The sequence below is a fragment of the Brevundimonas sp. GW821-FHT10E09 genome, assembly GCF_058809375.1.
Genome location: NZ_JBXASO010000003.1, coordinates 17,851 through 41,672, shown reverse-complemented (window position 1 = coordinate 41,672; position 23,822 = coordinate 17,851). Strand labels below are relative to the sequence as shown.

The following is a 23,822-nucleotide window of genomic DNA, read 5'->3' as shown; positions in this document are numbered from 1 at the left end:
ACGGAAGGGGGCTTTAGCAGCCTTCCTTCCCGGAACGCAAAGGGGTGCGGGCTCGACTGTAACAATAGTTCAAGCGGCGAAGGTTTTCATCCCTGAACGGGTTGCGCCGGAACGCGGATCACATAGTCGCGTGGGTCCGAAAAGCCGAGAACGGCGCGTGCGCGCTCCTCCAGCAAGTCCTTCGACAGGCTGTCGGTGCGGAGATAGCGCACCCGCGTCTCAAGGTCGCGGCGCTGTTCTGTGAGATGGGCGAGCTGGTTCTCACGCCGCCCCATCAGGGCGTCACGCGACGATCCGCTCAGCAGCCCCCGTTCGCCCGTCAGAGCCTGAACGCCCAGATAGGCGAGCAGCAACAACAGGGCGAGGGACAGGCGGTAAGGTTTCATCCGTTCGGGCACGACCGACGCTCCTTCTGAGCGCGAAAAACACAGTTCAGGAACCGTGCCCGAAAATGCCTAACAAAATGTAGCTTGACCGTAAGGAAGTCGACGAAGAACGCTGATTCTTCGCCGACAATTCACAGGTTTAGCGCAGCAGCATGCCGTCGCCGAAATAGACGGCCTGGTCGCCCAGCATCTCCTCCAGGCGCAGCAGCTGATTGTATTTCGCCACCCGGTCCGAGCGGGCCAGCGAGCCGGTCTTGATCTGCCCGCAGTTGGTGGCGACGGCCAGGTCGGCGATGGTCGAATCCTCGGTCTCGCCCGAACGGTGGCTCATCACGGCGGTGTAGCCGGCGCGGTGGGCCATATCGACGGCGTCCAGGGTCTCGGACAGGGTGCCGATCTGGTTGACCTTGATCAGGATGGAGTTGGCCAGGCCCTCGCCGATGCCTGCGGCCAGACGCGCGGGGTTGGTCACGAACAGGTCGTCGCCGACCAGTTGGACCCGGTCGCCCAGACGCTCGGTCAGCAGGCGCCAACCGTCGAAATCGTCCTCGGCCATGGCGTCCTCGATCGAGACGATCGGGAACCGCTCGCACAGGTCCACCAGATAGGCGGCCATGCCCTCGGCGTCGACGGTCTTGCCTTCGCCCGCCATGACGTATTTGCCGTCCTTGAAGAACTCGGTCGAGGCGACGTCCAGACCCAGGTGGAAGTCCTCGCCGGCCAGATAACCGGCCGCCTGGCCCGCCTTGGTGATGAAGGTCAGGGCTTCTTCGGCCGAGGCCAGGTTCGGGGCGAAGCCGCCCTCGTCGCCGACGTTGGTGTTATGGCCGGCGTCCTTCAGCTGCTTCTTCAGGGCGTGGAAAATCTCCGCGCCCATGCGCAGGGCGTCGGTGAAGGTCTCAGCCCCGGTCGGCAGGATCATGAACTCCTGGATGTCGATCGGATTGTCGGCATGGGCGCCGCCGTTGATGATGTTCATCATCGGCGTCGGCAGGACGCGGGCCGAGACGCCGCCAATATAGCGGTGCAGCGGCAGGCCGGCCGAAATGGCGCTGGCCTTGGCGGCGGCCAGGGACACGCCCAGGATGGCGTTGGCGCCCAGACGGGCCTTGTTGGGCGTGCCGTCCAGGTCGATCATCGCCTCGTCGATACGGCGTTGATCCTCGGCGTCCATGCCGGACAGGGCGTCGAAGATCTCGCCGTTGACGGCGTCGACCGCCTTCTGCACGCCCTTGCCGCCCCACAGATCCTTGTCGCCGTCGCGCAGTTCGACGGCTTCGTGAGCGCCGGTCGAAGCGCCCGACGGCACAGAGGCGCGACCGAATGAGCCGTCATCCAGGATCACGTCGACTTCCACCGTCGGATTGCCCCGGCTGTCGAGGATCTGGCGGGCGACGATGTCGGCGATGTCGGTCATGGCTCGGCTCTTTGGCTCAGGCGGAAAACAGGTCCGAGGGGTTTAGACGTCTCCCCGCGAATCGCCAATGCCTGCGTCGCCCTTGGTCGTCAGGAACAGCCCTCGACCAGTTGAATGGACGGATCGCCGGCGTGGATCATCATCACCTTGCCGTCAGAGCCGACCTCGTAACGGATCCCGCGCGCGGCCGGATCGGTCACATAGGTCGTCGATCCGCCGCGCGACCAGACGAACAGGTCCTCCGCCGGCGCCGACTGATACTTGTGCGATTGGGCGAAAACGGCGCCGCCATAGGCCTGTTTGATCGCCATGCCCGTGTCGCCGACGCCGAACCCGCGGTCGGTCTTGATCGTCGCGCCGCGCGCGGCGGTGATACGGGTCAGCACGCCGTTCTGGATCATGACGCGCACATCCTTGGGCGCATCGACCGGATGAAACTCGTCGCAGGTCTCCGGATCGGCCCCGCCGACGGCGTTTGGTTGGGAATCCTCGCCCCAGACCTGGACCAGCTCGGCGCGGGTCATGCCGATTCGCGCCGCCCCCAGACCATCGGCCGTCAGGGTCGAAGCATTGGCCGGCGGCGGCGGCGGCGCTTCGGCCGGCGCAGGAGCCGCAGCGGAAGGCGGCTGGGCCACGGGGTCGTCACGGCGTTCACAGGCGGCGAGTGTGAGCAGCGCAAGTGCGCTGACGGCGGCGAAACGGATCATGGGCGTGCGTCCTTCTGAGAAGCTTCACAGCACAGAACGCACGAAAACGGCGCGCGGGTGACCGCGCGCCGTAATAAACTTCGTCCGGTCGAAACCGGGCCGTGGAAGACTAGTCTTCCTTCGGCGTGATGACCTGGCGACCGCGATAGGTGCCGGTCTTCAGGTCGATGTGGTGCGGGCGCTTCAGCTCGCCGGTGTCCTTGTCCTCGACATAGACGTTCGAGCTCAGGGCGTCGTGGGCGCGGCGCATGTTGCGACGCGAGGGGGATACTTTCCGCTTCGGAACGGCCATGTCCGTCTCAATCTTCTAAGTCGGGCGCCGCCCAGAGCCGAAGCCTGATCAAGCGCGAAAACGATAGCGGTGGCCCCGGTCCTTCGTGAGAAGAACGCCGAGCCGCCACGCGAGGCGCGGCTTATGCATGAACCGCACGACGATTTCAAGGCGTCTTGAGCGACTTCCAGCGATCACGGTCCAGCCCGAAGTAAAGACTGTCCATCCAGACGCCCCCAACCTGCCAGGTCCGGCTGGCGGCCCCCGTCTGTTCGAAGCCCAAACGCCCCAGCAGGCGAATGGACGCCGCATTGGAGGGGTCCACGTCGGCGGTGATCGCATCGATATCCCGCGTGACCATGACATGATCGATCACGGCGGTCAGCGCCTCCTTCGCCAGCCCTCGCCCCCAATAGTCGGGATGCAGGATGTAGCCGATCTCTGGCAGCCGCCAGAACCCCGCCTTGCCGATGACTCGGCCTTGCGCCTCAATGACGAAATCGTCGCTGGTTTCCGGGGCGGCGGCGATCATGCTCTCCAGCCACTCCGCCGTCTTTTCCCTGGCCGCATGCGGCATGGTCGACCACCACCGCATCGCTTCCGGAGATGAAAAGACCTGATGCAGATCATCGACATCGTCCGGCCTCGCCCGTCGCAGAATCAGGCGCGGCGTGACGAGTTGAGAGATCATTGCGCGGCGTTCCGCGTCAGGTGTTTGACCACCTTGGCCGGGTTGCCGACCACGACAACGTCGGGCGGCACGTCCCTGGTCACGACGCTGCCTGCTCCGACGACGGCGCGATCGCCGATCGTCACGCCCGCCAGAACGATCGCCCCGCCGGCGATCCACACATCGTCGCCGATCGTGATCGGTCGAGCGGATTCCAGCCCTCGCCGCTCGACGGCGTCCAGCGGATGTTCCGGCGTCAACAACTGCACCCCTGGTCCGGCCTGAAAATTGTCGCCGATTCGGATTTCGGCGCAGTCCAGAAAGACGCTGTTGGCGTTGACGAAGGCGTTCGCTCCGAAATGGATATTGACGCCATAGTCGCAGAAGAAGCCCGGCATGATGATCGCCCTGCCGTCGGCGGCACGCACCAGTTCATTGACCAGGACGCGGCGCTTGTCGCGATCCGGCTCTGTATTGATGGCGATGGTCAGGCCCACGGCGCGGGCGCGGCCGTCGCGCAGGTCCGGGTCGCCCGGATTGTACGGCAGGCCCGCCAGCATCTTCTCGCGCTCGGTCACGACGGGCTCGTCAGGGTCTTGGCCACCGCCTCGCCTATCGCCAGCGAACTGGTCAGGCCGGGGCTTTCTATGCCGAACAGGGCCATCAGCCCCTCGATCCCGTGGTGCTCGACGCCGTGCAGTTGGAAGTCCGGCTGCGGTTCGCCCGGACCATGCAGCTTCGGCCGGATCCCGGCGTAGTCGGGCGTCAGGGCGCCGTCGGGCAGGCCGGGCCAGAAGCGGCGAATATAGGCGGCGAAGACCTCCGCCTTGGCCGGATCGACCGAATAGTCCTCGGTCTCGACATAGGCCAGGTCGGGGCCGAACACCGCCTGGCCGCCCAGATCCTTGCGATAATGGGTGCCCAGGGCGCCGGGAATCGGCGGCGGATAGATCAGTCGGTCGAACGGCGCCTTGCCGACCAGCCGGAAGTAGACGCCCTTGCCGAAATGGCCGGCGGGAATGTCGCCAGCCGGATAGCCCTCGACGGCCGCCGCGACAGCCTGCGCCGACAGGCCAGGCGCCGTGACCAGCAGGCGGCTGGTGATCTCCATCGCCCCCTCCCCGCCCACACGGATCGTGAAGCCGCCGCCCAGCAGCGATTCGGCGCCCTCGAACGGGGCCGACACCACGACCGATCCGCCCGCGTCCTCGATCTCGCCCTGCAGGGCCAGCATATAGCCGTGGCTGTCGAACAGACCGCTCTCGGGCGACAGGATGGCGGCGTGGGCATTCAGCTCGGGCTCCAGCGCCCGCGCCTGGGCGCCGGTCAGATGCGCCAGTCCCTCGACCCCGTTGGCCGTCGCCTGTTCGAAGATGGCCTCGATCCGCTGGACCTCGGCCTCTTGCGTGGCCACGACCAGCTTGCCGCACTTCCGATGGTCGATCTTGCGGCTGGCCAGGAAGTCATAAAGCGCCCGCCGCCCCTCGACGCAGAAGCGCGCCTTCAGCGAACCGGACGGATAATAGAGGCCGCCGTGGATGACCTCGGAATTGCGCGACGATACGCCCTGGCCGATGTGGCCGTCCTTCTCAAGCACCAGCACCGTCAGCCCTCGTTTCGACAACGCCCGCCCGCAGGCCAGGCCCACGGCCCCGGCGCCCACGACGGTCGCGTCGAAATCGAAACTCATCGGCCGCCGTACCTCCGCTTCGCCTCGCCCTCGAAACAACCGATCAGCTTTTCCACCGCCCGGTCGAAATTGGCCGACAGCATCAGGTCCAGCATCCGCGACTTGAAGGCGAAGTCGATCATGAACTCCAGCCGCGCGCCGTCGGGATGCGGGAAAAACTCCCACCGGTTCTTCAGATGTTTGAACGGCCCGCGCAACAGGCCGACCTCGACCTTGGGCGCGTTCCGGTCATGCCGGACCCAGGTGGAGAACCGCTCCTTCAGGAAGGAGAAGCCCACCCCGGCCTCGGCGTCCAGCACGGAGACGCCCTCGCCTTCGGCCCGCTCGTTCCAGACCCGCATCGACGTGACCCAGGGCACGAAGTCGGGATAGGCGCGCACGTCGGCGACCAGATCGGCAAGCTGTTCGGGCGCATAGGGAAGGATGCGCGTTACGCGGTGGACGGCCATTCGAACCTTAGCGGCGCAGCTGCGCCTCACGCGCGGCCTTCAGCCGGGCGAAGTCGTCGCCGGCGTGGTGCGACGAGCGCGTCAGCGGCGACGAGGACACCATCAGGAAGCCCTTGGCCCGGGCGATCGCCTCATAGGCCTTGAACTCTTCCGGCGTGACGAACCGGTCGATGGCGGCGTGTTTGCGCGTCGGCTGCAGGTACTGGCCGATGGTGATGAAGTCGACGCCGGCGGACCGCATGTCGTCCATCACCTGCATGACCTCTTCCTTGGTCTCGCCCAGGCCGACCATGATCCCGGACTTGGTGAACTGTTCCGGGTCGCGCTCCTTGACCATCTGCAACAGGCGCAGGGAATGGAAGTAGCGGGCGCCCGGCCGGATCTTCAGATACAGGCGCGGAACGGTCTCGAGGTTGTGGTTGAAGACGTCGGGCTTGGCGTCGATCATCACTGCGGCGGCGCCGTCCTTGCGCAGGAAGTCGGGCGTCAGGATCTCGATGGTCGTCTTCGGCGCCTGAAGGCGGATCTGGCGCACCACTTCGGCGAAATGGGCCGCGCCGCCGTCCGCCACGTCGTCGCGATCGACCGAGGTGATCACCACATGGTTCAGGGCCATCTGCGACACCGCAAGCCCGACCTTGCCCGGCTCCTCCGGGTCCAGCGGCTGGGGCAGGCCCGTCTTGACGTTGCAGAAGGCGCAGGCCCGCGTGCAGGTGTCGCCCATGATCATCAGGGTGGCCTGCTTCTGGCTCCAGCACTCGCCGATGTTCGGACAGGCCGCCTCTTCGCAGACCGTGTGCAGGCCCTTGGAGCGGACGATGTCCTTGGTGGCGTTGTATTCGCCCGAGCCGGGCGCCTTGACGCGCAGCCAGTCGGGCTTTTTCAGAACGACCGACTCCGGACGGTTCTGTTTCTCGGGGTGGCGCAGCTCCGACGGCTTGCGCTGAAGGGTGTCGATCAGGGTGACCATGGCCGGTATTTCGGCCTTCCGCGCCCCGATGGCAAGCCACGGCCGGTTACAGATGATGGCGCGCTTGGGAACTCACGCCGCGTAACCTATCTTTTCAAGACACCGTCGCGTCATTAATGACGGACGCCCGACAACAGAGAGGGCCTCTCGCGCCCTCCGCAGGAGACGCGTTTGCGCCAGGCCCTGGATTCCTCGCTGTACGACACCACGCTGATCGACGCGCTGATCGACGCGCGCGCCCGGTTCGGGGATAAGGAAATTCTGGAGGACCAGGATCGCCACCCCCTCACCTACACCGGCCTGATCCGCGCCGCCTTCGTCCTGGGGCGCAAGATCGCGAACATGACCGATCCGGGCGAGCGGGTCGCCATCCTGCTGCCCTCGTCCATGGGCGTGGTCGTCACCTTCTTCGGCCTGCACGCCCACGGCCGCGTGCCGGTCATGCTGAACTTCACCGCGGGCGAGACAAATCTGAAGGCGGCCATCAAGGCCTCGGGCGTCAAGAAGGTCCTGACCGCCAAACGCTTCATCGATCAGGCCAAGCTGGACGACCTGATCGTTGAGCTGAAGACGGTGGCCGAGGTCGTCTGGCTGGATGACGTGCGCAAGACCATCGGCCTGGCCGACAAGCTGTACGGCCTCAGCGCCGGCGTTGCGCCCAAGCGGTTCCGCGTCAAGACCGACCCGGACGCGCCCGGCGTGGTCCTGTTCACCTCGGGCAGTTTCGGAACGCCCAAGGGCGTGGTGCTGAGCCAGAGGAACCTGGTCGCCAACGCCCGACAGGTCGCGGCCCATATCGACCTGCTGCCGGAATGGGTGATGTTCAATCCCCTGCCCACCTTCCACTGTTTCGGCCTCACCGGCGGGGTCATCCTGCCGCTGCTTCAAGGCTTGAAGGCCTTCCAGTATCCGTCGCCGCTGCACGCCAAACAGATCACCGACCTGCTGCCCCAGGTGAAGGCCTCGATCCTGTTCGCGACCGACACCTTCCTGAACCAGTACGGCCGCGTCGCCGAGGCGGACGACTTCGCCACCCTGAAGTTTGTGGTCGCCGGCGCCGAAAAGGTGCGCCAGGAAACCCGCAACCTGTTCAACTCAAAATTCGGCGGCGTCGAACTGCTGGAAGGCTACGGCGCAACCGAAGCCTCGCCGGTCGTCGCCGTCAACCACCCGGATCGCAACGCCCCCGGCACGGTGGGCCAGATTCTGCCCGGCATCGACTGGAAGCTTGAGCCGGTGGAGGGCATCGCGGACGGCGGCCGCCTGTATCTGCGCGGCCCCAATGTGATGAGCGGCTACGTCACCTCGGCCGAGCCGCTGGAATGGTCGCCGGTCGAGGACGGCTGGCTGGACACCGGCGATATCGTCGATGTGGACGCCGAGGGCTATGTCACCATCAAGGGCCGCGCCAAACGCTTCGCCAAGATCGGCGGCGAAATGGTGTCGCTGACGGCAGTCGAGGGCATCGCCGGCGCGGTCTGGCCCGACCAGCGCCACGCCGTCGTCTCCATTCCCGACACCCGCAAGGGCGAAAAACTGGTCCTGGTCACTGACCACGCCGAGGCCGAGGTCGCGCCCCTGGCCGAATGGGCCCGCACGAACGGCGCCCCCGAGCTGATCGTGCCCAAGAAGATCGTCAAGGTCGCCGAGGTTCCAGTCCTGGGCAGCGGCAAGACGGACTATGTCGCGATCCAGAAAATGGTCGAGGCGGAAAAGGCGGCCTGACCGCCCTACCCGATCCGCACCCCCGTCATCGAAATCGACCCGCCGTCGATGCTGTCGTTGAAGAAGGACACCGGCTCGCCCGGCGTCTGCTGGGCGGCGATATAGAGCACCGGCAGGTAGTGTTCGTCAGTCGGCACGCTCAGCTGGGCGTCCTCGGCCAGGCCGACCCAGTCGATCAGGGCTTCGTGGTCGCCGACCACAAAGGCCTGTTTGACCGCCTCGTTGAACCCTGTCGCCCAGCTATAGGGCTCGGCCCCCGGCTGGCGCTTCCAGGTCCGCAGATTGTGGACGAAGTCGCCCGAGCCGGCGATGACGATTCCCTCGTCCCGCAGCGGCCGCAGGGCCTTGGCCAGTTCATAATGCTGGCGCGCCGTCAGTTCGCGATTCAAAGACAGCTGCACCACCGGCACGTCGGCGTCCGGCCACACATGGCACAGCACCGACCAGGTCCCGTGATCCAGGCCCCATTGTTGCGTCTGGACTGCCCCCGTCAGCTCCGCCACCCGAGCCGCCAGTTCGGGCGAGCCCGGGGCGGGATACTGAAACGCGTGAAGCTCAGGCGGAAAATTCCCGAAATCATGGATGGTTTCGGGCCGTTCCTGCGCCGTAACGCCCAGCCCGCGCGTCTCCCAATGGGCGGAGATCATCACCACCCCCTTGGGCTTGCCGATGTCTTCACCCAACCCGCGCCAAGCGGCCCCGAAGGGACCGCCAAGCGCGTTCATGGGCGAGCCGTGGCCAAAGAAAACGGCGGGCTGGCGCATCGGATCAGCCGAACTGCTTCTTGGCGATCTCGGCGATGTGCTTGCCCTGGAAGCGGGCGCCGTCCAGGTCGATCTGGCTGGGCATGCGCGAGCCGTCGCCCTTGGTCAGGGTGGTGGCGCCATAGGGGCTGCCGCCGACGATCTCGTCCATATTCATCTGGCCCTGGAAGGCATAGGGCAGGCCGACCACGATCAGGCCGTGATGCATCAGGGTCTGAACCAAGCCCATCAGGGTGGTTTCCTGGCCGCCGTGCTGGGTCGCGGTCGAGGTGAAGGCGCCGCCGACCTTGCCCACCAGGGCGCCGTTGAACCACAGGCCGCCGGTCTGATCGAGGAAGTTGCGCATCTGCGAGGCGACGGTGCCGAAGCGGGTGCCGGCGCCGATGATGATCGCGTCATAGTTCGCCAGATCCTCGACCTTGGCGATGGGGGCCGCCTGATCCAGCTTGTAGCCCGACGCCTTGGCCAGTTCGTCCGGCACCAGTTCGGGCACGCGCTTGATGTCGACGACGGCGCCTTCGACTTCGCGCGCGCCTTCGGCGACGGCTTCGGCCATGGCTTCGATATGACCGTAGGTGGAGTGATAGAGGACGAGAATCTTGGGCATGGGGAGGCTCCATTGAATGATAGGCCGTCATTCGCAACAACGACCGTTGCTAACTTGGCGTGTCCATCCTGCCCTTGCAAGCCCTCGGGCGGGTTTCACCGCACGAAGGGACAAACCGCATCATAGAATGCGCGGGTCCCGGGCGTTTCGCCGCCGCGCAGGCCGTGAAAACGATGCTCCATCACCATGGCCTGCTGCTCGATATTCAGCGAATCCCAGCGGCAGTCCGGATCGGCTGAATAGGCGTAGGCGGCGGCGCTGTCGCCCGCCTTCAGCTTGGCGAACAGCAGATTCACCCCCTGCTGCGCCTGCCAGACATGGGTCAGTTCGTGCACCAGCACGCCTTGAATCTGCTGCGACGCCTGGCCGAAGTCCGTCTGAAACGCCCGTCTGGGCCAGACGATCCAGTCGCGCCCGAACCAGCGGCCGGCGACGAAGGCGCGCCCGAAGGGCCAGGCGATCAACCGGATTCGATCCAGACGAAGCGCCGAACCGAACGCCTCACGCGCCAGGCTGGCCTCCCCTTCGGTCAAGGCGCGAATGATGGATCCCACGGTCGCACATACTCCCAATGCCAGGGCTCATAGACATAGGGTACGAACCCGAACCGCCCGGCGTTGGCGACCAGCCAGCGATAGGTCGCCGACCGCGCCATATGTTCGCGGCTGGCGGCCGCGGTCGAATCGACCCCACGCCCCGGCGCCTGACCGACATAGAGATCGACCGCCGTCCCCGTCCGATGCGGCGAACAGACGGCGCGGCGCAGGCCGTCGCAATTGCCCTGCTGGGCGCAGCGCGCGGCGTCCGCCTCTGGATCGCGGAAGCCGGAAAAAATTTGCAGCAGTTCGGGATCGGCCGCGACCTCGGGAACCTCGGCGCGGGCGGCGGCGACCATCCGGCGATAGGCGTCCAGAACGTCGCGTCGCAACAGGCGCGTCAGCCGGTCAGCGTGTTCCTCGGATTCGACCAGATAGCCCAATTGGTTGATCGGCGGCGGGTCGGGGCATTCCTGGCGGGTGCGGGCCATGACGAACGGTCGACGCTCCTGCCACAGCCCCCGCAGGACCTGAAAGGTCGACGCATCGAACAGGCCGGTCGGCGCTAGGCCATGGGTCTGCTGGAAGCCCGCTAGTTGCGAGGCGAAGATCGGCGTGCCCGGACCGCAAGTCGTGTGCAGTTCGCGCTGGATCAGGGGAACATAGGTCCGCCACCCCCATTCGGTCGCCCCGAACGGGGTCCATTCCATCGCGTAAGCCGAGGCGGCGTTGACCAGGGCCTGTCCGCCCCAGACGTCGGCATTGGTGTGACAGGGTCCAGCCGCACGCGCGCCGCCGGCCGCAGCCAGGACGAAACAGACCGACAGAAAGGCAATAAGGTTTCGCCACATGCCGAACAGCAAGCCCCAAGCCGGTCGCTGGAGCAAGCACAGAGAGACCGCAGCGCCCAAATCCGACTCCGCGTCCGTCCGTAAAGCTGCGATGGTGAACCGGCCCGACTCATCCGGGCTGTTCCGGACCCGCTGCATGACCGTCGCCGCCGCGCCCCGTCGCTCCAACGCCGTGCTCGCCGCCTTCTCCGGCCCCTGCCTGCCGCTGGCGGCCTTCGGCGTCGCCCTGCCCGTCACTCTGCCGGAATTCTACGCCACCTACGTCGGGCTCGAGCTGGGCGTGGTCGCGGCCGTCTTCATGGCCGTGCGTCTGATCGACATCGTCTTCGACCCCTTCATCGGCTGGGGCATGGACAAGACCAGGACCCGGTTTGGCCGCTACCGCCCCTGGATGGCGATCTCGACGCCGATGCTGATGCTAGCCGCCTTCATGATGTTCGTCGTGGTCCAGCCCGGCGCGCCGCCTCTCTATCTGTTCGGCTGGCTGCTGTTCCTCTACCTCGGCTTCTCCATCGGCACCCTGGGCCAACTGGGCTGGGCCGCCGTCCTCGCGCCCCAGTATGATCAGCGCAGCCGCGTCTACGGCTGGTGGCAGGTGTTCAACATCATCGGCGTCGTGCTGATCCTCGTCTTGCCGACCATCGTGGTGAAGACGGGCATCGGCGACTACGCCGACGGCGTGCGGATCATGGGCTGGGCCATCGTCATCGCCCTGCCCGTCACCATCGGCCTGGCCATGTTCGTGGTGCCCGAACCAGTGACCAAGGGGGACCAGCCGCATGGAAGCCTCGGCGCCTATCTGTCCCTGCTGGGCCAGAAGACGGTGCGGAAACTTCTCATCTCGGACCTGCTGCTCGGCGTGGCGCCCGGCATCACCGGTTCGCTGCTGTTCTTCTTCTTCGGCCAGGTCCGGGGCTATGATCACACCCAGGCCGGTCTGTTCATGCTGGTCTATTTCATCGCCGGCCTGTGCGGCGCGCCCTTCTGGGCCTGGTTCGCCACCCGTGTCGGCAAGGACCGAGGCCTGGCCGTGGCCAGCCTCGTCTCGGCTGTCCTCTATGTCGGCGCCACGCTCGTCCCCGGCGGCAACTTCGCCCTGACGGCCGTGGTCATGTTCATAGCGGGCCTGCCCTATGCCGCCGGCCTGTTCCTGACCCGCGCCATGATGGCCGACGCCGGCGACGAGGAGCGGTTCAAGACGGGCGTCGATCGCACCGGCCTGATGCTGTCCATCCTGTCGGCGACGACCAAGATCGGCCACGTCGCCGCTCTGATCCCCTATTTCATCCTTCAGGAGGTCGGCTTCCGCGCCCTTCCGGGCCCAGCGGGCAACAGCGAGACCGCGCTGCTGACGCTGCAGATCCTGTTCATCGCCGTGCCCGGCGTACTGCTCGTCCTGGCCGGCTGGGTGCTGAAGGACTATCCGCTGACCCAGGCCCGCCACAACGCCATCCGTGAGAAGCTTGATGCGCGCGATGCCGAACCGACGGCGGTGCGCCTGTGAGACCGATAGACCGCCTGCTCGGCGTCATGGAACGGCTGCGCGACCCGGACGGCGGCTGCCCCTGGGACGTGGAGCAGACCTTCGCCACCATCGCCCCCTATACGATCGAAGAGGCCTATGAGGTCGCCGACGCCATCGAGCGCAACGACCTGAACGAGCTGAAGGGCGAACTCGGCGATCTGCTGTTCCAGGTCATCTTCCATGCCCGCATGGCCGAGGAACAGGGCTTGTTCGCCTTCGACGACGTAGTCACGGCCATCGCCGACAAGCTGGAACGCCGCCACCCCCACGTCTTCGGCGACGAAGCCCAGCGCACCTCGAAAGAACAGACCGTCGCCTGGGAAACCATCAAGGCCGCCGAGCGCAAGGACCGCAAGAAGCCCGGCGCCCTCGACGACGTCCCCGTCGGCCTGCCCGCCCTGACCCGCGCCGCCAAACTGACCAAGCGCGCCGGCCGCGTCGGCTTCGACTGGCCCTCGACCGACGAGGTGTTCGACAAACTGGCCGAAGAGGTGGCGGAACTGCGCGTCGAGATCGCGGCCGGCGACATGGCCAAGGCGCGCGAGGAGATGGGCGACCTGCTGTTCGTCGTGGCCAACCTGGCCCGCAAGCTGGACGTCGAGCCCGAGGACGCCCTGCGCGCCACCAACGCCAAGTTCGTGCGTCGCTTCGGCTTCATCGAGGCGGAACTGGCCAAGGACGGCCGCACGCCCGACCAATCGACGCTGGAGGAGATGGACCGCCTCTGGGACGCCGCAAAGGTCGCCGAGAAGGCCGGCTCCCCATCCTGAGCCCGCGCATGCCCTACGACCTGATCATCTTCGACTATGACGGCGTCGTCGCCGACAGCGAGGTGCTGAACAGCACCGTCATGGCCGAGCAATTGACCGCCATCGGCCTGCCGACCAGCCTGGACGACGTCTTGGCCGCCTATACGGGCAAGCGCTGGCGCGACAACCGGCCGGCGGTCGAAGCCGCCTTGGGCCGGCTCTGCCCCGAGGACTTCCACACCACCTGGTTCGCCACCTGCCGCGCCCGCGCGCCGATCCATCTGAAGCCCGTCCCCGGCATGATCGACTTCGTCGCCGCCCGGTCCGAGGCCCGCTGCATCGCCTCGTCCAGCGGCCCTGACTGGATCGGCGTCGGCCTGGACCTGTTCGGCCTGACCGATCATTTCGACGGCGCCGTCTTCACCGGCCTGGTGGTCGAGCGCGGCAAGCCGCACCCCGACATCTTCCTGCACGCCGCCGACAGCATGGGCGTCGATCCGGCCCGCGTCCTGGTGATCGAGGACAGCGAGGCGGGCGTCACAGCGGGCGTCGCCGCCGGCATGACGGTGGTCGGCCTGACCGCCGGCGGCCATATCCGCGACGGCCACGCCGACCGCCTGGTGGCGCGCGGCGCCCACCACATCGCCGACAGCTACGCGGCGGTCGCGGCGTTCATGGATCGCTGACCGCTAAAGATACCGCAATTCCTGCAAATCCACTTCACGGATCATCTTGCGCGCGGCGACCTCGTCCAGTTGACGCGCCCGCGCCAACCGCCCCAGTTCTTCTCGCTCGGCCGCCAGACCGGCCAGCCACAGTCGGCGTTCCACAGCGTCGATCTTGCGCGCCACGACCGCGTCGTCCTCGTCGGTGCGGGTATGGGTCTCGATGCGGCGGCGATAGACTTCCATGATCCGGCTGGCGACATCGGAATAGAGATCGGGGTTGGTCTTGCCCTCGGCCATGGCGTGGGAGGCGTCCTCGACGGCGCGCAGGGCGGCCGAGGCGGCGGCGACACGGCCCCGGTCCTCCTCCCGTTCCTGCGACGGTTCGGGCGGCAGTTCGACCCCCTTCATCAGGCGCGGCAGGGCGAAGGTCGCCACCAGCAGAGAAACAATGATCACCCCCGCCGCCAGGAAGATGGCCAGGTTGCGCGACGGCATCGGCGATCCGTCGCCCAGGACGAACGGCAGGGTCAATATGCCCGCCAGGGTGATGGCCCCGCGCACGCCCGCCAGCGACATCACCAGGGTCAGGCGCAACCCGACCTTGGCGGGCGGGCCGCGATGGCGCCGTCGGAACAGGGTCAGCTTCAGCGAGGTCCAGACCCAGACAAACCGCATGACCGCCAGGGCGGCGACGATGGCGAACACATAGACGGCCAGCCACCAGACTTCCGGCCGGCTGGTGCCCCGCACCACCTCGGCCGCCCGCGCCAGGATCGACGGCATCTGTTCGCCCAGGATGACGAAGATGATGCCGTTGGCGACGAACTGGACCGTGTCCCAAACTACGCCGCGCCGAATTCGGGTCATGGCCAGGGACTGGCCTCCGATCCCGCCGCCCCGCTCGGTGAAGCTCATGGTCACGCCCGCCGCCACCGCCGCCAGGATGCCGGAAGCGTGCAGTTCTTCAGCGACCAGATAGGCGGCGAAGGGGATCAGCAGGCTGACCAGGATCTGAGCCCCGACGTCCTCGCCCCAGCGGCGACTGACGAAACCCTTGGCGTAACTGATGGCCATGGTGACCAGAACCCCTGTCACCACACCGACCAGGGCCAGCCAGGCGAAGGATCCGATGGCGCTGCCGATCGAGAAGGCGCCGGTCGTGGCCGCAACCACCGCGATCCGCATGCAGGTCAGGCCGGTGGCGTCGTTCAACAGCGACTCGCCCTCCAGGATGTGCATCAGCCGTTTCGGAATCGGCGCCCGGGCGGCGATGGCCTGAACCGCGATGGGGTCGGTCGGCGACAGGATGGCGGCCAGGGCGAAAGCCACCGCCAGCGGCATCTCCGGGATCATCCACCAGATCAGGAAGCCCAGACCGATGACGGTGAACAGGACCAGGCCCAGGGCCAGCTCCAGGATCACCGCCCGGTCGCGGAACAGCGCCTCCTTGGGGATGCGCCAGCCGTCCAGAAACAGCAGGGGCGGCAGGAACAGGAGGAAGAAGATGTCCGGCTCCAGATCCACCGTCGTGCCTGTCGCCAGCACGATGGCGGCCCCCAGGCCGATCTGCACCAAAGGCAAGGCGATGCGCGTGATCCGCGCGACCGAGCCCGACACCACGACGGCCAGAAGCAGCAGCAGGACGGTCTCGATCAGATGCATAGGTCAGTCAGCCAGGTCGGGATACAGACGCTCGAATCGCCCCAAGGCTGCAGGGTGAAGCCTGACCGTGACGTGAGTGCGGCCGGCGTCGTCCGTGTCGCGGAAGACCACCCGGCCGTGTTCATACAGCCAGGCCAGGGCCTCGCCCTGGTCGGGCGCCAGCGTCAGCCGGGTCTCGGGATCGTCGTCGATCAGGCCGGCGATGGTCTGGCGCAGAGGCTCGATTCCCTCGCCCGTCCAGGCCGAGACGGCGACCGCCTCGCCCGTCTTCGCCAGACGCTCGGCCTGGCCCAGCACGGCCTCGCGCGCCTCTTCGTCCAGCAGGTCGATCTTGTTCCAGACCTCGAGCACGCGTCGGGTCTTGCCCTCGGGGGTCTCGATCTGTTTCAGCACCGTCTCGACGTCCTTGGCCTGGGCGTCGCTGTCGGCCGAGGCGATGTCGCGGACGTGCAGGATCAGATCGGCCTCGCCCACCTCTTCCAGGGTGGCGCGGAAGCTTTCGACCAGTTCATGCGGCAGATCGGAGATGAAGCCGACGGTGTCCGCCACGATGGCCGGCCGGCCCTGCGGCAGGCGGATGGTTCGCTGGGTCGTGTCCAGGGTGGCGAACAACAGGTCCTTGGCGAAGACCTCGGATCCCGTCAGCCGGTTGAACAGGGTCGACTTGCCGGCGTTGGTGTAGCCGACCAGGGCGATGGTCGGGAACGGAACCTTCTGGCGCTGCTTGCGGTGCAGGCCACGCGTGCGACGCACCTCTTCCAACTCGGCCTTCAGCCGCACGATCCGGTCGGCGATCAGACGCCGGTCCAGCTCGATCTGGGTTTCGCCGGGACCGCCGGTCGAGCCGGTGCCGCCGCGCTGTCGCTCCAGGTGGGTCCAGGTCCGCACCAGGCGCGACCGCTCATAGTCGAGCCGCGCCAGTTCGACCTGAAGCCGGCCTTCCTTGGTGCGCGCGCGGCGTCCGAAGATTTCCAGGATCAGGCCGGTGCGGTCGATGACCTTCACCTCCCACGCCTTCTCCAGATTGCGTTGCTGCACCGGCGTCAGGGCGTCGTCGATAATGACCGCCTCGGCATCGGCCGCGCGGACCAGGGCGGCCAGTTCCTCGACCTTGCCGCTTCCGAACAGGGTGGCAGGCGTGGTTCCACGCAGTCGCACGATCTCTTCAGCGCGCACCTCAAGGTCCAGCGCGCGGGCGAGGCCCACGGCTTCCTCAAGGCGCTCGCTTGCCAGCCGAGGGCTGTCTGAGCGTCGGTCGGGATGGATGACGACCGCCCGGATCAGCGGGACGGCGTGGTCGATCAGTTTGCTGGTCAATCAGTCTTCTTCGGCGTCGGGCTCGTACAGTTGCACGGGCGCGGACGGCATGATGGTGGAGATGGCGTGCTTGTACACCAGCTGGGACTGGCCATCACGGCGCAGCAGCACACAGAAGTTGTCGAACCAGGTCACGATACCCTGCAGCTTGACCCCATTGACCAGGAAGATGGTCAGCGGCGTCTTGGTCTTGCGGACCGAGTTGAGGAAGGTGTCCTGAAGGTTCTGACGTTTGTCTTGCGACATGGCAGGTTTTTCCTGTTCTTGGTTGTTCGTCGCCGAGGGAGCGGCGTCGGGGCCGGATGGCGGCCGGAGGCGACCTTAGACGCCGCCTATCGACACCCGCAACGGTCGAGGACCGGTTTTTCTAGTTGGTCGCTATGCAGCTGCTCTTCAAGAGCGATCAAGCCGTGCGACGGCCGCGAACGGACGCCCCATGGAAGCCTCCATGGTCCGTATGGGACAGTTCAATGTCCGTCACCCCTGCGGCGAACAAGATCGCAGAGATTACTGTCAGATCGTAATCGAACATCACCATCTCGCCCTTGGCCAGATTGCGCAGAGCTTTGACATTGGAGACCGTGGTGAAGTCCTCGCCCATGACGATGCGCCCCCCGGGAACGGACGCATGACGCGGATCGCGATAGAGAGCGAACTGAAGCGTGACGAACCCGCCCGGCGCCAATCGCGCCATCAAAGCCTTCAGCAGAGGGTACCCGCGCTCTGGCGGTATGTGCTGAAAGACGATCTGTGAGACGATCCAGTCGAAGGCCCGGTCGGGCAGATCACGGCCGAACGTTGCCCCGGCGGGCACATTGCGACGCGCCTCAGCCAGCATTGAATCCGAGATATCGACGCCAAACGTGTCGCCTGTAACGACGGCCAAGGCGCGCGTCAGCCGGCCGACGCCACAGCCGAAATCAAGCGCGGATTTTGGTGCGAAGTCGGGATAGCGCGCCCTCAGCCGGTTAGCCTCGTACTCGACCCCTTCCACACCGGTCCGAAAGAAGTCCGCCAAGGCCTCTTCAGTCAAATTGTCTGATTTGAAGCGCTGATCCGTCAGGACGCCGTAGTAGGGATTTGTGCGACCGATCTCTTCCCAGTCGGCATCCGTATCACGCGGCGTCGAATCTGCGGAGCGCCGACCGAACAAGGTCTTGAACATGATCGTTCCTCAGAAGGCGTCTCGGCGCGCCTGATCAAGATAGAGTTGGCGCAGCTTCAGCGTGATGGGCCCAGGTTTGCCGTCGCCAATCTTGGTTCCGTCGATCGAGATCACCGGGGTGACGAAGGCGCCGGCGGCGCTGAAGAAGGCTTCCCCCGCCCGCTTGGCCTCCTCGACGCTGAACGGACGCTCGTCCAGTTCGACCCCATGTTCCTTGATCAGCGCCATCAGGCTGGTGCGGGTGCAGCCTTTGAGGATGTTGGCCTGGGTGTCGCGGGTCCGCAGCTTGCCGTGCTCATCCACGATCCAGGCGTTGGTCGAGGAGCCCTCGGTCACCAGGCCCATATCGTCCACCAGCCAGGCCTCATAGGCGCCGGCCTCGCGCGCGGCCTGTTTGGCCAGGATGTTGGGCAGAAGCCCGACCGTCTTGATGTCGCACCGCCCCCAACGGATGTCGGGCTGGGTCAGGACGGCGACCCCTTTCTGCGCCTGCGCCTCTCCGCGCGCCGGCGAGATCGACTTGGCGGTGACGATGACGCTGGGCGGCGTGCCCGGCGTGGGGAATGGGTGATCGCGGCGCGCCGTGCCGCGCGTGACCTGCAGATAGACGATGCCGTTCCTCACCCGATTGCGACGGACGGTTTCGCGCAGCACCCGCGTCAGGGACGCCACCGACATGGGGATGTCGATGCGCAGTTCGTTCAGGCTGCGGTGCAGGCGCATCATATGGCCGTCGAAGTCCGCCAGCCGTCCGTCGAACACCGACCAGACCTCATAGACCCCGTCGGCAAACTGGAAGCCGCGATCCTCGATATGGACCACGGCCTGGCCATGCGGGCTGTAGGTTCCGTTGACATAGGCGACGCGGGACATCAGGCTGGATCTTCCTCTTCTCCACCGCGGGCCGGCGAGACCCCCAGCGACTTCAACTTACGGTGCAGGGCCGAGCGTTCCATGCCGATGAAGGCGGCGGTGCGCGAGATATTGCCGCCGAACCGCATGATCTGGGCCGCCAGATACTCCCGCTCGAACACTTCCCGCGCCTCGCGCAGCGGCAGGGCGATGGTGCGTTCGGCCCCCAGGTTCGAGGAGCCTCCGTTCGACGTCGCCACCTCCTGCGGCAGCATGTCGGCGGTGATCGGTTCGTTCGGATCACCGGTCGCCAGGATCAGCAGCCGTTCGATATTGTTGCGCAACTGACGGATATTGCCCGGCCAGGGATGGACTTGCAGAACCGCCACGGCGTCATCGCCGATGATGCGGCGCGGCAGGCCTTGCGAGGCGCTGATCGTATCGACGAAATATTCCACCAGTTCGGTGATGTCCTCGCGCCGTTCCGACAAGGCCGGCACCCGGATCGGCACCACGTTCAGACGGTGGAACAGATCCTCGCGGAACCGACCCTCGGCGATCTCGATCTTCAGGTCGCGTGAGGTCGAGGTCACGACCCGCACATCGACCTGCACGTCCTGTTCGCCGCCGACGCGACGGAACCGCTGATCGACCAGAACGCGCAGGATGCGGCTCTGGCTCTCACGCGGCATGTCGCTGATCTCATCCAGATACAGGGTGCCGTTGTGGGCGCGTTCGAACACGCCGATCTTGCGCGGACGGCCGTCCTGGCCTTCCTCTCCGAACAGTTCGACGTCCAGCCGCTCCGGCGTCATCCCGGCGGCCGAAATGGCGACAAACTCGGCCCGGGCGCGCGGGCTGGCCTCGTGGATCTGACGCGCGACCAGTTCCTTGCCCGATCCCGCCGGCCCGGCGATCAGGACGCGGCTGTTGGCCTGGGCCACCTTGGCGATGGTGCCCCGTAACGCCTGGGCCGCCTGGGACCGGCCGATCAGACCTGACGGGGTCATCGTCTGGGCCCGCAGACGGCGGTTCTCGCGCTTCAGCGTCGCCGCCTCGATGGCCCTTTCGACCACGACCACCAGTCGGTCAGACTTGAACGGCTTTTCGATGAAGTCATAGGCGCCGCGCTTCAGGGCCGTCACCGCCGTCTCGATATTGCCGTGCCCCGAGATCATTACCACAGGCAGGTCGGGGTCGATCTCCTTGACCACCTCCAGCAGCTCCAGCCCGTCCAGACCGCCGCCCTGCATCCAGATGTCGAGGATCGCCAGCGACGGCTTCCTCGCGCGGATAGCAGCCAGGGCCTCGTCGGAGTTGGCGGCTACGCGCACGGCGTGCCCCTCGTCCTCGAGCAGGCCCGAAACCAGATCGCGGATGTCCGCCTCGTCATCGACGACCAGAATGTCGGAACCGGTAGGTCGCATCTTGCCTCGCTTATTCGGCGACGACGGTCTGGAGCTTGCGCTCCGTCACGTCGCCGGTCTTGCCGTGGGGTTTCAAGGGAAAAATCAGGCACACCCGCGCGCCGCGCAGGGTCTCGGCGTCGGCCAGCTTCAGCTCGCCGCCGTGGTCCTCGCAAATGCGTTTGACGATGGCCAAGCCCAGGCCCGTGCCCTTCTCGCGCGTGGTGACATAGGGTTCGGTCAGACGGTCGCGGTCCTTGGCCGGCAGGCCGACCCCGTCGTCCTCGACCACGAAGGTCGCCGTGCCGTTTTCAACGACCAGGGAGGCGATTATGCCCTCGGCCTCTGACGCCGCGTCTTCCCCGGCCGCCAGACGGCGAGCGGCGACGGACTCGCCTGCGTTCTTCAGAATATTGATCAGGGCCTGGCCCACCATGCGGGCGTCGCAACGCAGCGTGGCCTTGGGCAGGGGCTCGTCCATATCCACGACGATGTCAGCGGCGGCGACCCGCTGGGCAAACACGGCCTCGCGCAGCATCTCCGCCGGATTGGCCGAGCCGAAGCGCGGCGCCGGCATACGGGCGAAAGACGAGAACTCGTCCACCATCCGGCCAATATCGCCGACCTGACGGATGATGGTGTCGGTGCAGCGGTCGAAGATCTCGACCTCGTCCACCTTGTCGCGATATTTCCGTTTCAGCCGTTCGGCCGAGAGCTGGATCGGCGTCAGCGGGTTCTTGATCTCGTGGGCGATACGACGGGCCACGTCGCGCCAGGCGGCGTTGCGTTGAGCGGTGACCAGCCGGGTGATGTCGTCGAAGGTCAGGACCATCTCGCCGCCCTGCCCGCCCTCGATCCGGACCCGCAGTCTCTGGGTCTCGCCGCCGCGGCTGACATCGATGTCTTCTTCGATATGGGCCTCGACCCGGCCGACCAGGTCGCTCAGCTCGGGCGAAAGCGCTGCCAGTTCGTGGCCCAGAACCTCGTCTTCTTCGATGTGCAGCAGTTGCAGAGCGCTGTCGTTGATCGCCGAAACCCGCCCACGCCGGTCCAGGCCGATAACCCCGGCGCTGACGCCCGACAGCACGGTCTCGATGAACCGGCTGCGGTTCTGGGCGTCGTCGCTGGCCGCCTTCAACGCGGTCTGTTGCGCCTGAAGATCACCGGTCATGCGATTGAAGGCGTCGGAAAGCAAAGCGATTTCGGCCGGGGCGCCCTGGCTGTCCACACGGGCGCTGAAATCGCCGCCCGCCACCTGGTCCGCCGCCTGCACGAGACGCCCGATCGGGGCGGAGATGCTGCTGGCCGCCGACATGCCCAGCCATACGGCGCCGACCAGAACCAGCAGCGCCGTCTCCAGATAGCTGAGGATGAAGGCCGACTGGATCCGCGACCGGCTTTCCTGGGCCTCGCGATAGGCTTCGATCGACTGGATGGAGGCGTTCATCCGCGCGACCAGCCCATCTTGCAGGGGCCGCACCAGATAGAGATAGGCGTCGCCATAGGCCGGCAGGGCGATGATGGATCGAACCGTGTCGGGGTTCTGCGTCACGTCGGTCGGCGGTTCTCCACCTTGGGCCGCGTCCTCCAGATAGGTCCGGGGGGGCGCCAGATAAGGCGGCGCGTCGGGCCGTTCCGCGCGCGCCAGAACCTGGCCGTCGCCATTCAGGATGTAGATGGCGGGATAGCCGAAAATCTCCCCGACCTGGGCGAGGGCGTCATTGAACTGGATCCGGTCGTCGAACAGGCCGCGTGCGCTATCCAGCTGATCGGAGATCGTCACCAGATCCGCGTCCACCGTCGTGGCGACATCCCGGATATAGGCGCGCCCGACCACAGCGCCGTTCTCGACCGAAGCCTGGACATTCTGGCTGAACCACTGGTCGACGCCCCGCGTCACCAGCAGGCCGAACACCAGGGCGATCAACACCGCCGGAACGACGGCCACCATGGAGAACAGGGCGACGAACCTCAGGTGCAGCCGCGACCCCGCGTCACCCGTGCTGCGCGCCAGGGCCAGGACCCGTCGCCCGACGATAAAGGCCAGACCCGATATCAGCGCCAGATTGGCCAGCAGGACGAACAGCACCGCCTGGCTGGTCGATCCCCGCGCCGTGCCGGATGTCGCACCGGGCGCCGCCGCCACCAGCCAAACCGCCGCGGCGGTTATGACGACCGCGATGAAATAGGCGAACCCGAACCCCGCCCGGGCGCGTTCCGCGTCGAAACGCCCCCAGAACGACTCATCCACCGACACGGTGTCGGTTGAAGAGGCCGCAGGTGAAGGCGTATCCGTCATGCCACAGCAGTGTCCACTAACTGTGGCTCATCTTCAACATCCGACTTGTTCATCTTCGGCAAAATTTCGCGCCAAAGATCCGCCATCGCCGCCTCGACGGCCAGAGGCTCATCCAGACGGCAAATTATTGCCTTTGCCTCGCGGCGGTGTTGCGGATCAGCCGGCCAGGGCGCCTGCTCAATGTACCAGCCCAGGTGTTTGCGGAACATACGCAGCCCCAGCGGGAGTCCGTAGAATTCCACCGATGCCCGCAAATGCTCGACGACAATCCCAAGTCGCGCCTCTGGCCCCGGCTCATCCAGCGAAACCCCGTCGATCAGCGCCCGCTCCAGGTGGGCCGCCAGCCATGGCCGTCCATAGACGCCCCGCCCCAGCATCAGGCCGTCGGCGCCCGATTGGGCCAGGGCCTGGCGGGCCGCTTCCGCCGTGGTGATGTCGCCGTTGACGATGACCGGTATGCCGACCGCCGCCTTGACCTCGCCCACCGCCGCCCAGTCGGCCACGCCGGTATAGAACTGCTTGCGCGTGCGGCCGTGGACCGTCACCGCCCTGACCCCGATCTCTTCAGCCCGCTTCGCCAGTTCGGCCGCGTTGCGGCTGTCGTCGTCCCAGCCCAGCCGCATCTTCACCGTCACAGGCCGGCTGGTCGCCTGGACCGCCGCCTCCATGATGCGACAGGCCAAATCCGGGGTCCGCATCAGGGCCGAGCCGGCGGCCGACCCCGTGACCTCCTTGGCCGGACAGCCGAAGTTCAGATCGACGATATCCGCGCCCGCCTTTTCCGCCATCCGCGCGCCCTCGGCCATCTGGCCCGGATCGCGCCCGACCAGCTGGATCACCGTCAGCGGCAGGCCGGCGCCGACCGCCGCGCGTCGCACCACGTCGGGCCGTTCGCGCGCCAGCTCCTTGGCCGCCACCATCTCGGTGGCCACATAGGCCGCGCCCAGCCGCGAGGCGAGCACACGGAACGGCAGGTCGGTCACGCCCGTCATGGGCGCCATCAGCACCTGGCCGGGCACGGTCACGTCGCCGATCTGTAAAGTCTTGGCCATTCGCGCCTTTCGCAGCATCCAACACCCCCTCGTCAAGCCTGACGGCGGCGGATTGATGTTTCGTCGCGCGACGGCGCGCTCTAG

25 protein-coding genes are annotated in these 23,822 nt (G+C 66.5%); 4 read left to right on the top strand and 21 right to left on the bottom strand.

Features of this window, described 5'->3' with window-relative positions; translation table 11 throughout:
- Positions 1-86 precede the first annotated feature (86 nt).
- The 9 genes from AC1RSI_RS03540 to lipA form a co-directional block, all read right to left on the bottom strand.
- Positions 87-386, bottom strand: a complete 300-nt coding sequence (locus AC1RSI_RS03540; protein ID WP_035305970.1) for an FtsB family cell division protein — start codon at positions 384-386, stop codon at positions 87-89.
- Positions 387-525: 139 nt separating this feature from the next.
- Entirely contained in the window at positions 526-1,803 is a 1,278-nt protein-coding gene (gene eno / locus AC1RSI_RS03535; RefSeq protein ID WP_154725515.1) for a phosphopyruvate hydratase, read from the bottom strand.
- An 89-nt stretch (positions 1,804-1,892) separates the two neighbouring features.
- Entirely contained in the window at positions 1,893-2,510 is a 618-nt protein-coding gene (locus AC1RSI_RS03530) for a hypothetical protein (RefSeq protein WP_035305967.1), read from the bottom strand.
- Between the two features lie 109 nt (positions 2,511-2,619).
- A complete protein-coding gene (gene rpmF / locus AC1RSI_RS03525; RefSeq protein WP_035305966.1) occupies positions 2,620-2,802 on the bottom strand; it encodes a 50S ribosomal protein L32 in 183 nt (60 codons plus the stop codon).
- A gap of 145 nt (positions 2,803-2,947) precedes the next feature.
- Positions 2,948-3,472 carry a GNAT family N-acetyltransferase gene (locus tag AC1RSI_RS03520; protein ID WP_035305964.1) on the bottom strand — a complete coding sequence of 175 codons (525 nt, stop codon included), beginning with the start codon at positions 3,470-3,472 and terminating at the stop codon, positions 2,948-2,950.
- On the bottom strand, positions 3,469-4,029 hold the full coding sequence (locus AC1RSI_RS03515) for a sugar O-acetyltransferase (protein WP_230307523.1): 561 nt from the start codon (positions 4,027-4,029) through the stop codon (positions 3,469-3,471). The genes AC1RSI_RS03520 and AC1RSI_RS03515 overlap by 4 nt, the downstream gene beginning before the upstream one ends.
- Positions 4,026-5,141: an NAD(P)/FAD-dependent oxidoreductase gene (locus AC1RSI_RS03510; RefSeq protein WP_035305962.1), complete on the bottom strand. Its 1,116-nt coding sequence runs from the start codon at positions 5,139-5,141 to the stop codon at positions 4,026-4,028. Before AC1RSI_RS03510 ends, AC1RSI_RS03515 begins: the two co-directional genes overlap by 4 nt.
- Positions 5,138-5,590, bottom strand: coding sequence for a type II toxin-antitoxin system RatA family toxin (locus AC1RSI_RS03505; RefSeq protein WP_008260691.1), 453 nt, complete (start codon positions 5,588-5,590; stop codon positions 5,138-5,140). The genes AC1RSI_RS03510 and AC1RSI_RS03505 overlap by 4 nt, the downstream gene beginning before the upstream one ends.
- Before the next feature lie 7 nt (positions 5,591-5,597).
- Positions 5,598-6,560 (bottom strand): lipoyl synthase, encoded by a 963-nt coding sequence (gene lipA / locus AC1RSI_RS03500; protein ID WP_008262283.1) that lies wholly within the window; start codon positions 6,558-6,560, stop codon positions 5,598-5,600.
- A 171-nt stretch (positions 6,561-6,731) separates the two neighbouring features.
- Between lipA and AC1RSI_RS03495 the strand changes: the two genes are divergently transcribed.
- A complete protein-coding gene (locus AC1RSI_RS03495) occupies positions 6,732-8,285 on the top strand; it encodes an AMP-binding protein (protein WP_154725516.1) in 1,554 nt (517 codons plus the stop codon).
- A 5-nt stretch (positions 8,286-8,290) separates the two neighbouring features.
- Here the strand turns inward: AC1RSI_RS03495 and ygiD are convergent, their stop codons facing one another.
- The 4 genes from ygiD to AC1RSI_RS03475 form a co-directional block, all read right to left on the bottom strand.
- The gene (ygiD, locus tag AC1RSI_RS03490; protein WP_081836088.1) at positions 8,291-9,049 is read right to left on the bottom strand and encodes a 4,5-DOPA-extradiol-dioxygenase; all 759 of its coding nucleotides are present in this window, start codon (positions 9,047-9,049) and stop codon (positions 8,291-8,293) included.
- Between the two features lie 4 nt (positions 9,050-9,053).
- Positions 9,054-9,656 (bottom strand): NAD(P)H:quinone oxidoreductase, encoded by a 603-nt coding sequence (wrbA, locus tag AC1RSI_RS03485; protein WP_008258668.1) that lies wholly within the window; start codon positions 9,654-9,656, stop codon positions 9,054-9,056.
- Between the two features lie 95 nt (positions 9,657-9,751).
- Positions 9,752-10,210 (bottom strand): hypothetical protein, encoded by a 459-nt coding sequence (locus AC1RSI_RS03480; RefSeq protein WP_040349512.1) that lies wholly within the window; start codon positions 10,208-10,210, stop codon positions 9,752-9,754.
- Positions 10,186-11,043 (bottom strand): D-alanyl-D-alanine carboxypeptidase family protein, encoded by an 858-nt coding sequence (locus AC1RSI_RS03475; protein ID WP_040350061.1) that lies wholly within the window; start codon positions 11,041-11,043, stop codon positions 10,186-10,188. The genes AC1RSI_RS03480 and AC1RSI_RS03475 overlap by 25 nt, the downstream gene beginning before the upstream one ends.
- A gap of 136 nt (positions 11,044-11,179) precedes the next feature.
- Here AC1RSI_RS03475 and AC1RSI_RS03470 point away from each other — a divergent pair, with 136 nt between their 5' ends.
- From AC1RSI_RS03470 to AC1RSI_RS03460, 3 genes are read left to right on the top strand one after another with little or no spacing between them, the layout of a single operon-like run.
- Positions 11,180-12,547 (top strand): MFS transporter, encoded by a 1,368-nt coding sequence (locus AC1RSI_RS03470; RefSeq protein WP_008260614.1) that lies wholly within the window; start codon positions 11,180-11,182, stop codon positions 12,545-12,547.
- Positions 12,544-13,338: a nucleoside triphosphate pyrophosphohydrolase gene (gene mazG / locus AC1RSI_RS03465; RefSeq protein ID WP_081836087.1), complete on the top strand. Its 795-nt coding sequence runs from the start codon at positions 12,544-12,546 to the stop codon at positions 13,336-13,338. The genes AC1RSI_RS03470 and mazG overlap by 4 nt, the downstream gene beginning before the upstream one ends.
- Before the next feature lie 8 nt (positions 13,339-13,346).
- Complete coding sequence (locus AC1RSI_RS03460) at positions 13,347-14,003, top strand: HAD family hydrolase (protein ID WP_052004742.1); 657 nt, start codon at positions 13,347-13,349, stop codon at positions 14,001-14,003.
- Between the two features lie 3 nt (positions 14,004-14,006).
- Here AC1RSI_RS03460 and AC1RSI_RS03455 read toward each other — a convergent pair whose 3' ends face one another.
- The 8 genes from AC1RSI_RS03455 to dusB form a co-directional block, all read right to left on the bottom strand.
- A complete protein-coding gene (locus tag AC1RSI_RS03455) occupies positions 14,007-15,647 on the bottom strand; it encodes a Na+/H+ antiporter (RefSeq protein ID WP_008263971.1) in 1,641 nt (546 codons plus the stop codon).
- A gap of 3 nt (positions 15,648-15,650) precedes the next feature.
- Complete coding sequence (gene hflX / locus AC1RSI_RS03450; protein ID WP_154725517.1) at positions 15,651-16,964, bottom strand: GTPase HflX; 1,314 nt, start codon at positions 16,962-16,964, stop codon at positions 15,651-15,653.
- A complete protein-coding gene (gene hfq, locus AC1RSI_RS03445) occupies positions 16,965-17,210 on the bottom strand; it encodes an RNA chaperone Hfq (protein ID WP_003164861.1) in 246 nt (81 codons plus the stop codon). It abuts the gene before it with no gap.
- Positions 17,211-17,367: 157 nt separating this feature from the next.
- Positions 17,368-18,129 (bottom strand): class I SAM-dependent methyltransferase, encoded by a 762-nt coding sequence (locus AC1RSI_RS03440; RefSeq protein WP_052004741.1) that lies wholly within the window; start codon positions 18,127-18,129, stop codon positions 17,368-17,370.
- Between the two features lie 9 nt (positions 18,130-18,138).
- The gene (locus AC1RSI_RS03435; protein ID WP_035305949.1) at positions 18,139-19,002 is read right to left on the bottom strand and encodes a D-amino-acid transaminase; all 864 of its coding nucleotides are present in this window, start codon (positions 19,000-19,002) and stop codon (positions 18,139-18,141) included.
- Positions 19,002-20,408 carry a nitrogen assimilation response regulator NtrX gene (gene ntrX / locus AC1RSI_RS03430; RefSeq protein ID WP_008261747.1) on the bottom strand — a complete coding sequence of 469 codons (1,407 nt, stop codon included), beginning with the start codon at positions 20,406-20,408 and terminating at the stop codon, positions 19,002-19,004. The genes AC1RSI_RS03435 and ntrX overlap by 1 nt, the downstream gene beginning before the upstream one ends.
- A 10-nt stretch (positions 20,409-20,418) precedes the next feature.
- The gene (locus AC1RSI_RS03425) at positions 20,419-22,686 is read right to left on the bottom strand and encodes a sensor histidine kinase NtrY-like (protein ID WP_008264243.1); all 2,268 of its coding nucleotides are present in this window, start codon (positions 22,684-22,686) and stop codon (positions 20,419-20,421) included.
- Positions 22,683-23,738, bottom strand: a complete 1,056-nt coding sequence (gene dusB / locus AC1RSI_RS03420) for a tRNA dihydrouridine synthase DusB (protein ID WP_035305946.1) — start codon at positions 23,736-23,738, stop codon at positions 22,683-22,685. The genes AC1RSI_RS03425 and dusB overlap by 4 nt, the downstream gene beginning before the upstream one ends.
- Positions 23,739-23,822: the final 84 nt, after the last annotated feature.